General features: G+C 30.8%; 13 protein-coding genes and 1 other RNA gene. 5 read left to right on the forward strand and 9 right to left on the reverse strand.

The window, feature by feature from the left end; genetic code table 11:
- The first annotated feature begins 16 nt into the window (after positions 1–16).
- Complete coding sequence (gene rlmF / locus ACKTTQ_RS19035; RefSeq protein ID WP_317047317.1) at positions 17–862, forward strand: 23S rRNA (adenine(1618)-N(6))-methyltransferase RlmF; 846 nt, start codon at positions 17–19, stop codon at positions 860–862.
- Between the two features lie 35 nt (positions 863–897).
- Here rlmF and ACKTTQ_RS19040 read toward each other — a convergent pair whose 3' ends face one another.
- A complete protein-coding gene (locus ACKTTQ_RS19040) occupies positions 898–3,342 on the reverse strand; it encodes a TonB-dependent receptor (RefSeq protein WP_093871852.1) in 2,445 nt (814 codons plus the stop codon).
- 12 nt (positions 3,343–3,354) lie between these two features.
- Entirely contained in the window at positions 3,355–5,046 is a 1,692-nt protein-coding gene (locus ACKTTQ_RS19045; protein ID WP_408050135.1) for a M23 family metallopeptidase, read from the reverse strand.
- Positions 5,047–5,194: 148 nt separating this feature from the next.
- On the opposite strand from ACKTTQ_RS19045, the gene ACKTTQ_RS19050 reads away from it, so the two are divergent.
- The 4 genes from ACKTTQ_RS19050 to rny all read left to right on the forward strand — a co-directional run bounded on the left by ACKTTQ_RS19050 (position 5,195) and on the right by rny (position 7,561).
- On the forward strand, positions 5,195–5,485 hold the full coding sequence (locus ACKTTQ_RS19050) for a hypothetical protein (protein ID WP_093871850.1): 291 nt from the start codon (positions 5,195–5,197) through the stop codon (positions 5,483–5,485).
- Positions 5,486–5,496: 11 nt separating this feature from the next.
- On the forward strand, positions 5,497–5,784 hold the full coding sequence (locus tag ACKTTQ_RS19055; protein WP_093872084.1) for a cell division protein ZapA: 288 nt from the start codon (positions 5,497–5,499) through the stop codon (positions 5,782–5,784).
- Positions 5,785–5,838: 54 nt separating this feature from the next.
- Positions 5,839–5,947: non-coding RNA, 6S RNA (ssrS, locus tag ACKTTQ_RS19060), on the forward strand.
- A 48-nt stretch (positions 5,948–5,995) separates the two neighbouring features.
- Positions 5,996–7,561 (forward strand): ribonuclease Y, encoded by a 1,566-nt coding sequence (gene rny, locus ACKTTQ_RS19065; RefSeq protein WP_093871849.1) that lies wholly within the window; start codon positions 5,996–5,998, stop codon positions 7,559–7,561.
- 57 nt (positions 7,562–7,618) lie between these two features.
- Here rny and ACKTTQ_RS19070 read toward each other — a convergent pair whose 3' ends face one another.
- From ACKTTQ_RS19070 to ACKTTQ_RS19100, 7 genes are all read right to left on the reverse strand, one after another.
- The gene (locus tag ACKTTQ_RS19070; RefSeq protein WP_299136445.1) at positions 7,619–8,347 is read right to left on the reverse strand and encodes a hypothetical protein; all 729 of its coding nucleotides are present in this window, start codon (positions 8,345–8,347) and stop codon (positions 7,619–7,621) included.
- Between the two features lie 232 nt (positions 8,348–8,579).
- Complete coding sequence (locus ACKTTQ_RS19075; RefSeq protein ID WP_408050136.1) at positions 8,580–9,737, reverse strand: gliding motility-associated C-terminal domain-containing protein; 1,158 nt, start codon at positions 9,735–9,737, stop codon at positions 8,580–8,582.
- Between the two features lie 234 nt (positions 9,738–9,971).
- A complete protein-coding gene (locus tag ACKTTQ_RS19080) occupies positions 9,972–10,880 on the reverse strand; it encodes a hypothetical protein (RefSeq protein WP_408050137.1) in 909 nt (302 codons plus the stop codon).
- A complete protein-coding gene (locus ACKTTQ_RS19085) occupies positions 10,877–11,746 on the reverse strand; it encodes a hypothetical protein (protein ID WP_408050138.1) in 870 nt (289 codons plus the stop codon). The genes ACKTTQ_RS19080 and ACKTTQ_RS19085 overlap by 4 nt, the downstream gene beginning before the upstream one ends.
- 2 nt (positions 11,747–11,748) lie before the next feature.
- The gene (locus ACKTTQ_RS19090; protein ID WP_408050139.1) at positions 11,749–12,465 is read right to left on the reverse strand and encodes a hypothetical protein; all 717 of its coding nucleotides are present in this window, start codon (positions 12,463–12,465) and stop codon (positions 11,749–11,751) included.
- Positions 12,462–13,172 (reverse strand): hypothetical protein, encoded by a 711-nt coding sequence (locus tag ACKTTQ_RS19095; RefSeq protein ID WP_299136466.1) that lies wholly within the window; start codon positions 13,170–13,172, stop codon positions 12,462–12,464. The genes ACKTTQ_RS19090 and ACKTTQ_RS19095 overlap by 4 nt, the downstream gene beginning before the upstream one ends.
- Positions 13,173–13,265: 93 nt before the next feature.
- Positions 13,266–14,322 (reverse strand): hypothetical protein (locus ACKTTQ_RS19100; RefSeq protein WP_408050140.1); only part of this gene is annotated, 1,057 nt, incomplete at its 5' end.

Raw genomic sequence — 14,322 nt, forward strand, 5'->3', positions numbered from 1 at the left:
CTTTTGTTAAATAGATATGAAATCACTACATCCTAATAATTTACATAATAGCGATTATAATTTTACTGTTCTAAAAGAGAAATATCCTAAAATAGGAAAGTTTGTTGTAGAGAAATTTGGTAAAGAAACTATTGAGTTTTCCGATCCAGTAGCAGTTAAAGAGTTTAATAAAGCTTTATTATTGGCGTATTATAATATTAAGTATTGGGAGTTTCCTGATACTAATCTATGTCCGCCAGTTCCTGGTAGGGTAGATTATATTCATTATCTCGCTGATTTATTAGGAAATGAAAAGAATGTTAAAGTATTGGATATAGGAACTGGGGCCAGTTGTATTTACCCTTTATTAGGAAATGCAGTTTATAACTGGAATTTTATAGGTACCGATATAGATGCTGATTCACTAAAGATAGCCCAAAAAAACATTGACAATAATAATTTGGGAAATAGTATTGAATTGCGTTTTCAAAAAGATGAGACAAATATTTTAAAAGGTTTATTACAACCCAATGATTCGTTTACAGCAATGATGTGTAATCCTCCATTTTATAAATCAGAAGAGGAGGCTAGGGGTGCAAATAGGAGAAAATCTAGGAACTTAGGAAATAATGCAGTGCGTAATTTTGCAGGGAATTCTAACGAATTATGGTATGTTGGTGGAGAAAAAGCTTTTTTACATACTTACCTATATGAAAGTTCATTATACCCTAAAGCTAGTAAATGGTTTACAAGTTTAGTATCTAAAAAAGAAAATATTAAAAGTTTAGAAAATTCCTCTAAAAAATTGGGGGTAACAGAATTTAAAGTTATTTCGATGAATCAAGGAAATAAAGTTACCCGAATAGCTTGTTGGAGGTTTTAACAATATAATGTGTTTACAAAGCTTATTAAGTAGTATTAAAATTTCATTTTAACATTAAAATTCATAACTCTTCCAGTCATAAAGTTAGGTATAGCGTATTGACGTTTACTATAAGCATCACGTACCCAAGTATTGGTAATTGCATTACGAATATCAAAAACATTAAATAACTCTAACCCAATAGTTAATTCTTTAAAATGACGTAAAAATCCATTAGAGTGTTGTTTGTTAATATCTGCTACAACATAAGAAACACCTAAATCAGCACGCTTGTAGTCGTTTAGTCTATTTTGGTATTGATAAACATCAGCATAAGCTGGAGCACCACCAGGAACTCCAGTATTATATACGATATTTAAGTAAGCTTTTAAATCAGGTAAATTAGGTACATAATCTTGAAAAAGCATTCCAAACTTTAAACGCTGATCAGTTGGCCTAGCAATATATCCTTGATTATTAATGTTTTCTTCTGTTTTTAAATACCCAAAACTAATCCAACTATCATTACCAGGAACAAATTCACCATTTATTCTAAGGTCTAATCCATAAGCATACGCTTCAGTAATATTATCTGCTCTGTATCGAATACGAACATTGTCAACAGAATAAGAGTTTACATCAGTTAAATTTTTATAATACAATTCAGTAGTTAATTTAAAAGGACGTTCCCAAAGTGTAAAGCTATAATCGTTACCAGCTACTAAATGAATTGATTTCTGTGCTTTTACTTCTGGGTGTGCTATTCCATCATAATCACGTAATTCTTTATAAAAAGGAGGTTGTGAGTACCATCCTCCAGAAATTCTGAATAGCATGTCTTTTTCCCAGTCTGGTTTAATAGCAAATTGAACTCTAGGACTAAATGTAATTTGGCTTTTAGAAGGTTGGTTGTTTGTGTTTACTGTCCAAGCATGTGATCTTACTCCTAAATTTATCCAAACTTTATGATTGTTCCATTCTGTTTTTCTACTAAATTGAATAAACCCAGAAGCTCTATTAATATCAACATTATTTTTAGCTTTTACTCTTTTAAAAGGTTCAATTGGTCCAGTATATGGTAAATAAGGTTGATTGTTTGTAGAGTGATGCGGTGGTCGCACAGAGAAACCTAGAGAATCAATTACTTCCCATTCATTAATTCTGTCTTTAATGTTTTCAGTTTGATATTTGATACCAGCTTTCCATTCATTTTTTCCATCTTTTAATGTAGCTCTTATTTGGGCAGAGTTTATTAATGCATCTAAATCATTACGAGCATGATTTATTTGAGAACCAATCCCTTGAGAAAATTTAACTTCACCAAAATTTTCTGAACCAACATTACTATCAACTTCTCCCAAGTTATAAGAAGCAGCTATATCAAAATACTCTTCTTCTTGGGTGTTAAATGAAGAAATTGTACCTGTTAGTTTAAGATTTTCATTTACTTGATAGTCTGCTGAAAAAGCACCAAAAAGAGTTTTAAAACGATCTTTTTCTTGACCTCTATAAAAAACAATTAATTCAAGAGGATTGGCAATTGTACCAAACCTAGTTTTACGGGTTAAAGGCTTATAATTATAATTGTTTAAAGAAAAATTACCAAGAAAATTAAGTGTTAATTCGTTAGAAGCTGTATAAGAGAAAGCTGATTGGATATCAGTAAATTCTGGTCTGAAATTAACTTCTGTTTGTTTACTATTTACAAATAAACTATTGTCACGGTATCGTACCCCAACCATAGCACTAAGTTTATCTTTTAAAAAAAGATCTTCTACTGTAAAACTCCCTCCTAACAAACTAAGGTCTAATTGAACTCCAAACTCTTTAGGTTTCCTATAGGTGATATCTAAAACAGAAGAAAGTTTATCTCCATATTTAGCTTGAAATCCACCAGCAGAAAAATTAATGTTCTGTATCATATGTGGATTAATAAAACTAAGACCTTCTTGCTGTCCAGAACGGATTAAGAAAGGACGGTATATTTCAATCCCATTTACGTACACTAAGTTCTCATCAAAATTACCACCTCGTACATTATACTGTGTACTTAATTCATTATTATTACTAACACCTGGCAAGGTCATTAATATATTTTCTACACCAGCATTTGCGCCAACAATGTTTTTTACTTTGTTAATATTTATTTTTGTAATTCCTTGTGCTTCTTTCTTATTGTTTTTAACAACAACTTCTTCTAACTTTTCATTTATATATTCTAAAGTTGGAGAAAAATTAAAAGTTCTTTTACCTCTTGCTGTAAACTTTTTAGTTATTATTTTGAAAGAAACATGGCTAAAAGTAACTTTTACTGTTTTTCTTATAGGAATAGTAAATTGATAGTTACCGTTTTGATCAGTTGTAGTTCCTTTTTGTAAGTATGATATAGCAACACCTTCAATTGGCGAGTTATACTTGTTGGTAATTCTTCCTTTAACTAATGCTGTTTTTTGAGCAAAAATAAGTGTTGGGAATAAAAGTAATATGATTAGTTTCTTCAAAATAATGTGTGTTTACTTTCTAAAAAACGTAGCTTTTAATGTTTTGGTATTACCAACGTTATCAGAAAGTACAAGTTTAAAAAGATGTTTGCTACCAACCAACTTTTTATCACTAAAATCATAAGTTAATATTCCTTTTTTATGATTAAATTCCATTAAAACCCATTGATTATCAATGGTAGCATGATAATTTCGTATGCCAGATTCTTTATCGATAATTTTAACTTTGAGTTTTTTATGCTTTGTAACCCATTGTTTATTGTAAAAGTTTAATAATTTAATGTATGGTTTTTTTGTGTCAAATAGTAATTTGTAACTACCTAATGATTTAGTAGAAGTATATACTTTGTTAAATTTTTTCTTAGTAGAAACATATCTTGGATATTTTGGGTAATCTACATTAGCAATATATACTTGTTGTTTTTGTAAGTCTGTTAAATGAGTTGTGTTAAACGTCAATGTATAGCGTTTATCTAAAGGTATTGTAGGCGTATGAACTTTAGTTACACCATTTTCAACTTTAAAATCTATAAAACAATCTTTATAAAAGGTGTTTTTAGGAAAAGCAATTATGCTATTTTTTTGTTGAAACTTATTAAAGTTTTTAGCAGTAATTTTAAAGTTAGTTGTATCTTTTTGCTGAAAAATTAAATTACTTTTTACACCCTTAACTGGTATTTTAACACTAGTTGTATTATTTTTTAAATCTTTAATTAGTATTTCAACAGTGTAATTTAATCCGTTTTCAATAACAATTTTTCCGTTATTCACTAAGTTTTTATACAAACTCAATCTGTTTTCAAGTACTTTATGTGTTTTTTGAACTCTTTTCTTATATTTTTTGTAGTGTTTATAATCGATTAATAAATTAATGAATTTACTTTCTGAAAAAGAAAATGTTTCTACATCATGATAATATACAGTTGTCCCGTTTACTTTCATTTCTAAACTATAAATTCCATTTTTATTTGTAGCACCATTTAGTCTATCAAAAGTACTAACACCAAAGCCAATTATTCCATATGCATTAATTCTGTCAGTAATATATTTCCCTTCTTCAACTTGTTTAAATTGTAAAACAGCTTTATTTGTTGAATTATCAATACGAGCATCATCGCTTAATGGGTAAGCAATTAATTTTTGAATTGTTGGTCTCTTATTATCTTTTGGGTTTATACCAAAAAGCAAAGGGTTAATTATTTTTTCTGTTTTAGTGTTTCTTATTTCATAATGTAAATGTGGACCACCAGACCCTCCAGTATCACCAGTATAACCAATTATATCTCCTTTTTTTATTGGAAACTTTTCAGGCTTAGGGAAAATATTCCCAATTGCATATTTTTCTTTTTTATACTGTATGAATTTAACATATTGTTGTATAGGATTTTTAAATTTTTGTAAATGAGCATACACTGTAGTATATCCGTTAGGATGCTCAATATATATGGCTTTTCCAAAACCATATTGCCCAATTTTTATTCTAGAAACATGTCCATCAGCTGGTGCATAGATAGGTATACCTTCCTTTCCTTGTGTTTTTATATCTATTCCAGAGTGAAAATGATTACTACGCAATTCACCAAATGTACCCGATAAAACTATTGGAATTTTTAAAGGAGAAGAAAAATAGTTTTTAGGATATTGATGCTGAGTAAATCCAAATTGACTAAGAAATACTAAAAAAAGAAAAGAGTAAAATTTCAAAATTGCAATAGTTTTGCAACAAAATTAGCAAAATTATAATAAAAAGTAAATGGTTAAAATAGAGTTATTTACTAAAAAGCTGTAAAAATTTTGTTAAATTAATCTATAATGGTAACTTTGTAGAAATAGTTTTATTCTCAAAAAATAAATGAGTAACACTCAAAAAGCAATTCATTTACTGGAAGATAGATTAAAAACACTGTTATCCAATTATGAATTTTTAAAGGAAGAAAATAAGATTTTATTTCAAAACAATGCTAAGTTACATAATTTATTAAAGGAGAAAGAGCAAGAATTAGCAATAAACCAAAAAGAATTTAAATTGTTGAAAATTGCAAAAACTATTGAGGGCAGTAACGAAAATACAAGAGAAACAAAACATAAAATAAATACTTTAGTAAGAGAGATTGATAAATGCATCAAACTCTTAAATATTTAAAAGTTCTTTACATGACAAAGTTAAAAGTTAATGTTGTAATAGCAGGTAGAACTTATCCTTTAAGTGTTAATAATACAAGTGAGGAAGAAGGGATGCGTAAAGCAGCTAAAAACATTAATGATTTAATTGCTAAATATGAGCAAAATTATGCAGTGTCTGATAAACAAGATGTTTTAGCAATGTGTGCATTACAATTTGCATCTAAATTAGAAATAGCATCAATTAGTAAAGAAGAGGAAGATAAAGAAGTATTACATAAAATAAAGGCGTTAACTAATTTATTAGACGCGCAATTATAAGTTCTTTAAAATACATTATTAACATACTGCCTACATTAATACCTAGTTTAATAAACTCAACACTATTAAATTAAAAAGGATAAGTCTTGATTAGTAAAGCACGCCGACTTTGTTTCGGATTCTTGATCAATCAGTTAGTCCTAAACCTGTTCACCCGGAGTTTATAAGACCTTATTAATGTAGGCTTTTTTTATACAATCAAATTAAAATTATGGAGGGAGTATTATTTCCTGCGTTAGCAGGAATTATAGGTTTAGTAATAGGTTTTATTATTGCTAAAATGTTAGAAAAAACAAAAGCTAATAAATTAATACAAGAAACAAAAAAAGAAGCAAGAAATATTGTAAAAGAGGCAAAAGTAGAAGCTGATTCAATTAAAAAAGAAAAAATATTACAGGCTAAAGAAAAATTTATTGAGCTTAAATCTGAACATGAAAAGGTTATATTATCAAGAGAAAAGAAGGTTTCAGATGTAGAAAAAAGAATAAGAGATAAAGAAAGTCAAGTTTCTTCAGAATTAGATAAAAATAAAAAGTTAAATAGAGGTCTAGAGAAAAAAGAGGCTGATTATGACTATAAATTAGAGTTTTTAGATAAAAAAGAAGCTGAAGTTGAAAAAATACACAAGCGTCATGTAGACATGCTTGAACAAATTTCAGGATTATCTGCAGATGAAGCAAAAACAGAATTAGTAGCTTCATTAAAAGAAGAAGCAAAAGCTGATGCTATGGCTTTTATCCAAGATACAGTTGAAGAATCTAAAATGACTGCGCAGCAAGAGGCTCGTAAAGTTGTATTAAACACAATACAAAGAGTAGGAGTAGAACAAGCTGTTGAAAATTGTGTTTCAGTTTTTAATTTAGAATCTGATGATGTTAAAGGTAGAATTATTGGTAGAGAAGGTCGTAATATTAGAGCTTTAGAAGCAGCTACTGGTGTTGAAATTATAGTTGATGATACTCCAGAAGCAATTATTTTATCATGTTTCGATCCTGTACGAAGAGAAATTGCGAGATTATCAATGCATAAATTGGTTACTGACGGTAGAATACACCCTGCAAGAATTGAAGAGATTGTTAAAAAGACTGAAAAACAAATAAACCAAGAAATAATTGAAGTAGGTAAGCGTACAGTTATTGATTTAGGAGTTCATGGTTTGCATCCTGAATTAATTAAAACCGTAGGTAGAATGAAATATCGTTCATCTTATGGACAAAATTTACTTCAGCATTCGCGTGAAGTTGCTAACCTTTGTGGTATTATGGCTGCAGAAATGGGCTTAAATGCTAAAGCTGCTAAACGAGCTGGTTTATTGCATGATATAGGTAAAGTTCCTGAAACTGAAAGTGAACTTCCACATGCTTTATTAGGTATGCAATGGGCGGAAAAATATGGAGAAAAACCAGATGTTTGTAATGCGATTGGAGCTCACCATGATGAAATAGAGATGAAGAGTTTATTATCACCTATTGTACAAGTTTGTGATGCTATTTCTGGAGCACGTCCAGGAGCTCGTCGTCAAGTTTTAGATAGCTATATTCAACGATTAAAAGATTTAGAAGATATAGCTTTCGGTTTTACAGGTGTACAAAAAGCTTATGCAATACAAGCTGGACGTGAATTACGTGTAATGGTTGAAAGTGCAAAAGTTAATGATACTAAAGCAGCTGAATTATCATTTAATATTTCACAAAAAATACAAAATGATATGACGTATCCAGGTCAGGTTAAAGTAACAGTAATTCGTGAAACGAGAGCGGTTAATGTGGCGAAATAAGAATAAAAGAATACACTTTATATTAAAAAACCCGAGTTTTGACTCGGGTTTTTTAGTTTATTTATTTCTCCTTGATTTTATTTTTTGTTTTGTTGTAGGTTTTTTAAAGTAATAATTATCACTATTTCTTTTACTCTTTCTTCTTTTTAAAACTTTACTACGTTTACCTATTCTAGCATTAGGCTTTGCTCTGTAATAAAAGAAATTGTTATCTTCTTTAAATTGACGATAGTTATTTCTGAAATCTCTTCTATAAAAATATGCATTGTCATAGTCAAAAACATCTCCAATATTAATATCTATACTGAAGCCATCATCACAACTTTCATATTCATTATAGTATCTTTGACTTTTTACATCTCCCTTATAAAATGGATTTCCCCACCTATCATATCTAACACGTAAATTTCCTACTTTAGTTAATTGACCTCTTCTGTATCTAATAAATACACTACCAATACGTGTTACGTTACCTCTGTAGTCGTAATTAACAAATACATTACCAATTCGTCTAATTCTACCTTTAAAATCCCTGTCAATACGAACACCTCTATTGGTTTTAGTACGTCTACCGTAATAATCTACATATTTGGTATCTCTATAATGTGTGTTAAAATCAAATTCACCATTTAAAAAAACATGAAATTGAACATTTCTTTCTACAAAGGTTACTGCGTCATCGTAACGATATGTAACCCCAATTTTGCTAGTTGATTTATTAATATTGTTTGCACTTAAAGGTGTTAAAAACATTATTGTTAATAAAAAAAGTATCCCTGTTCTCATAATTACTAGTTTTAGGGTTATGCCTACTCTATATGCTTTTCAGCTACCGCATTTATTTATAGTTTTCAAATTGCGTGCCAAAAAAATAAAGAATAAGAATATTTAGTTCCATAAAGGGTAGGAGTTATAGTTCTTTTTAATGTAAAAACCTCTCATTTTCATGAGAGGTTTTTTTGGTGAAATCTTTTACTTTACTTATGTAACTATTATTATTATTTAATATTTTTTATAATTATCTATGAATATAAATCCAACCTTTCTGGCTTTTACTTTCATCACTTCCTAATTTCAGTAAATAAAAATAGGTACCGTCTGGTAAATCTTGATCTTTATTAACAGTAACTCTACCATTTGATTTTCCTTTCCAATCATTTTTATAGTTTTCAGTTTCGTAAACTACATTACCCCATCTATTAAAAATTGATAAATTATTATTTTTATATTGCTCTAAACCTTCAAAAGTCAATGTTTCATTTTCAGAATCACCATTAGGAGTAAATATTAAGTTTATATCAGCTAATTCACCTGCAGCGAATTCAGAACCTATAGTTATTACAGTATATTCATCAGGAATAAAAGAATTTGACATTATTCTACCAGAATTAAGATCTCCAGATGAAGATGTTCTACCCAAGTCAATCCATTTTGATTCAGTTTTACTCCACCCAACAACTCTTAAAAGATTAATATTATTACTAATAGCATTTATATCACTTTTTGGGTCCCAAGTAAGTGTGATTTTTGTTTCTGAAGCTCCATCTAAATCCCAAAATTCTAAATTACTGATGTTACTAATAAAAATTTGTTTTTGAGAAGTAGAAAAAGACTCTGTAAAATTAGTAGGAGGAGTGTTTGGGTTATAAAAATAATAAGCCCCACTATATTCATTATTATTAGTTTGTGATGGTAAAATCATTGGTCTTAATCTATTGTCATCACCAATAGGAAAAACAAATTCATTAGTTCCAAAAACAGAAGAATAACCATCAACATGTCTTGAATCATCTTCTCCAATATAAAATTGATGATTTATATAATCTAATGATACATTAGGTTTATTTCGTGGAGTAAAAATTTTACCATTGAAAAAGCTCATTTCTCCAGTTGTTCCTAATGAGCTATATAATTCAATATCATTTATAGCATCAAATTCTAGGTTTTCAAAAACAGCTCTGTTGTTACCAGATACTGTTCTTATTTCATTGTCACTGTAAAAACCAGCTAATCCTTTATTGTTGTCATCCAAAACTCCATCGTTAATAAAGTCAGTATGGAATCCTATACTTGCATTTTCATGCATTTTAATATTTCCGTAATTGTGAAACGCTGATGTTTGTGCGTTGATAAATAATGACATAAATAATGCCATAATAGATAATAAAAACTTCATAAATACCCCCGTATTTTTTAATTCTTTAATTATTTATTTTTAAACTTGAAAAAGTTTATACTGTATGTTCCTGTTTATGTTATATACATCATTTCATATGTCGTGTTTTTTAATTCTTAATTACACATCAAAGATATTTTATTTACTATTAAAGTTATTTATATTTCGGTAAGAAGTAATTTTATAACGATAGAAGGTTATAATTTTACATTTACTTATGTTTAATAACTCTTTTTACAATCCCCAAAAGGTGATTGAGTTTTCTTCTATTTCTTGGTATTCAGTAGCATTAATATCTACTTTATACATAATAAATTCATTAAAACTAGTAGTTGCATGCTGAGCAGATTGATTACCAGTGGCCCAGCCAATAGCAAAATCTTCTGTTCTAGTACATCTACCTCGTATATATGCTCCATTAAAGCGTTGTACTCCACCTGAACGAGCTATGCTATTTGTGTTTGTTTTAATAAAAGAATATATTTCCCATACATTATTATTTCCACTATTATTAAAATTACGAGTTGGGTTACAGCATACACCAGGGTCAAAGTATAAGTTTTGATTATTCCAGTTTACATGGGCAGACCAACGATTAGAGCTTACTAGTACACCGAAAGAGTGTTGTGATTTTCTTGTAGCTCTCATTACACCAATAACTGTTCCTCTATCACCATTTGTAGTAACATCTTGTATTCCATTAGGAGTGTCTATAGTTAGATGATCATTACTACCATCTCCTTGAAAGTAAGGGAATGTTTCAGGATAAAAGCGAGGCTGTCTGTTTAGTGTTGTTTGAATAGCATGTCTATTTAAACCACTTTGGTCATACCATGTATGTACAAACACATTATTAGCACCTCTCCAAGCGTTAATTGCTACTATATCGACTATATCATTATCACCCCATCCAAAATCTTGTTCAGCATTATCACCAGCTCTTCTCAACCTAATTAAAGGACCTACATAATCACTTTCTAGAACTCTCATAGAAAAGGCAAAGCTAATATCTGTAAGCTTTTCATCTAGAATGTGTGATGGTTTTAATGTAGGATATTGATTATAGGTAGCAATCTGAGAGTAACCCCATAAGGATATGAAGTAAAAAATGAAAGCTATTTTTTTATGCTTATATACTATCATCTTTTTAAATCTCCTGTTAAATGAAAATTATTTGTACTAGTACATAATAGCCCAGCTCCAGCATCTTTACCTGCTGTTTTAAAGCGTGAAAGTCTATTTAAAACTGTAACCCCTCCAGCTCCAGCTATTTCTATTTTACCTGTATTTATTTGATAAATACTAATATTAAAACCAACAGGTAAGCCAGCAGGAACGTTTAGTGTAACATCGGTAGCACTATTGAAAGTAAAAACTTTTCCATTATCTACAGATGTTAATGTGTAACTAGCTGTTTTATTAATAACTTCTGCTAAATTTGGATCGACCCATTGAGTTCCTGTTCCGGTTGATGATAATACTTGTCCATTTGTTCCAGCATTAGAACTACTATCTGAAAAAGAACCTACAACTCTTAAGTTGTTATTAAGTATTGTATTCCCATTTAAAGTAATGCCATTAGAAGTAGCAGTTAATGTTAAACCTAAAGCACCAGATATTTGTGTAGAATTACCTGTAGAGCCTAATTGTAAAGCTCCAGTAGCAAATAATTGAGTAGCGCCATTACTAAAAAATTGTAATACATTTAAGTTATTAAAAACTAGTGAATTTCCGCCACCATTTAAAGTTCTAGGGCCAAGTAATGTACCATTGGAAGAATAGATGTTAGTAAATGAATTAGTAGGAGCAGTCCAAGCAGTACCATTAAAAAAATAAATGTTTTTTTCAGCAATATTATATAGGAAAGAACCTTCAGTTGCTCCAGTAATATTGTTCATTTCTGTATTGTTTTGAGCAGTCGGTAACCCCATCACTGAACCAGCATCAATTTGGGAGACTACTAAATTACATGTAAAAATAAAGGCTATAAAGAATAGTATTTTTTTCATAACTATAATCCTAAATATATAAATGTGTTAACTACTAAGTATGGTTGATATCTTTCAAAAGATTGACTAGACCCCCCCGTATTTACTGAAAATGTATGGCTGTGATTTCCAGATGTACTAGTGTTTGTAGTACCTCCCTGATTATAAAAAGTTCTATTTGCATCTGCACCATTTCTAATTTGATCAGCTCCTAAAGCTCTATTAAAATTATGGCTATGATTACCATCATCTGATGTTGTGCCTGCAAAATTTATATTAGGTAAATTAGATTGTGATAAAGTAGTATTTGATAAACCTCCAGTGTCATTTATATTTTCAGTAGAGGAGGGGTGTTTTAATGTTCTATTTTCAGAATTAGGAATATTAGTCGTAAAACCTAAAGTTGTAGCATTAGTTTCAGCCAAAGTAGGTAAAGAGCTAGTAGCTCTACCATTTAATATATACCAACCAGAATGATCAGTTGTTAAAACACTGTATTTAATTTGCCCTAAAGAAATATTTACTTCGTTAATAGGGCTCCAATTAGTACCGTCAAAAAAATAAATATTTTTTTGAGTCATATTGTAAAGGATTGAACCTTCTGTAGCTCCTGAAATATTATTCATTTCTGTATCATTATTTGCTACTGGTATTCCCATAACAGAATCGCTATTTATTTGAGAGTGAATAGAGTTAGCTATAACTATAAAAGTTAGGAAGATGAATGTTTGTTTTATCATAGTCCTAAATAAATAAAAGTATTAAAGACTATATAAGGCTGATACCTATCAAAAGATTGATTACTACCCCCACTATTAACTGTAACTGTATGGCTATGGTTTCCTGTAGTATTAGTATTTGTACTTCCGTTTTGATTGAAAAAAGTTCTGTTAGCATCACTTGGGTGTCTAACTTGATCAGTTCCTATAGCTCTACTAACAGTATGGTTGTGATTACCATTTGTTGAAGTAGTTCCATTAAAAGTAACATTAGGTAAATTAGCTTGTGTTAAAACAGTGTTAGATTGACCTCCTAGGTCACCAATATTTTGAGTTGCAGAAGGGTGTTTTAAAACTCTATCTTCAGCATTAGGTAAGTTGGTTGTGAAACCTAGGTTTGTTGCATTAGTTTGAGCATTTGTTGGTAATGTAGTTATAGCTCTTCCATTTAATAGATACCAACCAGAATGATCAGCTGTTAAAGAGCTATATACAATATCACCAATTGTATTTTTATCTTTATTAACAGGAACCCAATTCGTTCCGTCGAATATATATATGTTTTTTTGAGAAATATTATAAACCATTGACCCCTCGTTAGCTCCTGTTATACCATTCATTTCAGTATCATTTACAGTTACAGGAACACCCATTACAGAATTTGCATCAATTTGAGAAAATAAAGTTGATGTAAATAAAAGAACGACAAGGGGAAATATACGTCTCACGATTATTTTTATTTATCAGTTAGGAATAAAAAATAGTAATTATTGTTAGTTGATTATATTTTAATTTATTTATAAAAGATTTAAGTGTTATTATTAAAAATCAATAACGCTAAACATAAATTCTAAATCGATATCATCTTTTTGATTACCTCCATTATCACTATCTCCAATGTTAACTCTAAAACCACTAGCGGTTTGATTATAATATGTAATTCCAGGATCATCATAATTAGTATTGCTATTTCCAGGACAATTACCGCCACAATCTTTAATAGCTAATTGAATTATATAATTAGCATCACTCATTGCTGTTGTAAAAGTAACTTGATAATCACCTTCATTTATTCTAGTAATGGTTGCTATGTTATAATTTTTAGCAATTGAATGAGAAGAATAAGTACTCGTTGCATCAGCATTGTATGTCATGGTAACTTTAGCAGCTGCCTTGATAGTAGGTCCAGCTAAATAAGCACCACCATTAGCACCAACTTTAATATTATTATCAGTTTCTGCTCCAACGACATTAGCCGTTTGAGAGGTAGGTACTTCGTTTACATAAGTTATAGTACCTGTAGTAAGGTTTTGAGTTAGATTAGTTACTGGTCCACTTGCACCTGTTGCTCCAGTAGCACCTGTTGCTCCAGTAGCACCTGTTGCTCCAACTGCACCAGCGGCACCTGTTGCTCCAGTAGCACCTGTTGCTCCAACTGCACCAGCGGCACCTGTTGCTCCAGTAGCACCTGTTGCTCCAACTGCACCAGCGGCACCTGTTGCTCCAACTGCACCCGTTGCTCCAGTAGCACCTGTTGCTCCAGTAGCACCTGTTGCTCCAACTGCACCAGCGGCACCTGTTGCTCCAACTGCACCCGTTGCTCCAGTAGCACCTGTTGCTCCAACTGCACCCGTTGCTCCAGTAGCACCTGTTGCTCCAACTGCACCAGCGGCACCCGTTGCTCCAGTAGCACCTGTTGCTCCAACTGCACCAGCGGCACCTGTTGCTCCAGTAGCACCTGTTGCTCCAACTGCACCAGCGGCACCTGTTGCTCCAGTAGCACCAGTAGCACCTGTTGCTCCAACTGCACCAGCGGCACCTGTTGCTCCAGTAGCACCTGTTGCTCCAACTGCACCAGCGGCACCTGTTGCTCCAGTA

Origin of the sequence: Tenacibaculum halocynthiae (assembly GCF_964512825.1) — a bacterium.
GTDB classification, from domain to species: Bacteria; Bacteroidota; Bacteroidia; order Flavobacteriales; family Flavobacteriaceae; genus Polaribacter; species Polaribacter halocynthiae.

Excerpts from the sequence above, each read along its gene's own strand:
- rlmF (WP_317047317.1), top strand. The coding sequence starts at position 17 with ATGAAATCACTACATCCTAATAATTTACATAATAGCGATTATAATTTT.
- ACKTTQ_RS19050 (WP_093871850.1), top strand. The coding sequence starts at position 5,195 with ATGAGTAACACTCAAAAAGCAATTCATTTACTGGAAGATAGATTAAAA.
- ACKTTQ_RS19055 (WP_093872084.1), top strand. The coding sequence starts at position 5,497 with ATGACAAAGTTAAAAGTTAATGTTGTAATAGCAGGTAGAACTTATCCT.
- rny (WP_093871849.1), top strand. The coding sequence starts at position 5,996 with ATGGAGGGAGTATTATTTCCTGCGTTAGCAGGAATTATAGGTTTAGTA.
- ACKTTQ_RS19070 (WP_299136445.1), bottom strand. The coding sequence starts at position 8,347 with ATGAGAACAGGGATACTTTTTTTATTAACAATAATGTTTTTAACACCT.
- ACKTTQ_RS19075 (WP_408050136.1), bottom strand. The coding sequence starts at position 9,737 with ATGAAGTTTTTATTATCTATTATGGCATTATTTATGTCATTATTTATC.
- ACKTTQ_RS19080 (WP_408050137.1), bottom strand. The coding sequence starts at position 10,880 with ATGATAGTATATAAGCATAAAAAAATAGCTTTCATTTTTTACTTCATA.
- ACKTTQ_RS19085 (WP_408050138.1), bottom strand. The coding sequence starts at position 11,746 with ATGAAAAAAATACTATTCTTTATAGCCTTTATTTTTACATGTAATTTA.
- ACKTTQ_RS19090 (WP_408050139.1), bottom strand. The coding sequence starts at position 12,465 with ATGATAAAACAAACATTCATCTTCCTAACTTTTATAGTTATAGCTAAC.